Here is a 247-nt window from a genome sequence, read left to right as displayed (position 1 = left end):
AGTATGCGACGCAAGTCGCCACCGCCCCGCCCACGATTGTGATGTTTGTGAACGATCCTGATTACGCCCACTTTTCGTACATGCGGTTCTTAGAAAACCAATTTCGGGCGCATTGGCCAATTCCAGGCAGTCCAATTCAGTTCGTGTTGCGTAAACGCGCTTAATTTGGGCTAAATGTTTACAATCAATGGGAATAACCATAAAAACAACGCTTTTCAACGCGTATTTATAAAATAAATAAAGAAAA

The 247-nt window shown here is 42.9% G+C and carries 1 protein-coding gene; it reads left to right on the top strand.

The window, feature by feature from the left end:
* The first annotated feature begins 41 nt into the window (after nucleotides 1–41).
* Nucleotides 42–164: a hypothetical protein gene (locus AB1471_RS17695; RefSeq protein ID WP_437342385.1), complete on the top strand. Its 123-nt coding sequence runs from the start codon at nucleotides 42–44 to the stop codon at nucleotides 162–164.
* Nucleotides 165–247: the final 83 nt, after the last annotated feature.

Origin of the sequence: Jeotgalibacillus marinus (genome assembly GCF_040801915.1) — a bacterium.
GTDB classification, from domain to species: domain Bacteria; phylum Bacillota; class Bacilli; order Bacillales; family Jeotgalibacillaceae; genus Jeotgalibacillus; species Jeotgalibacillus marinus.
This window is presented reverse-complemented; position numbering and strand designations above follow the sequence as displayed.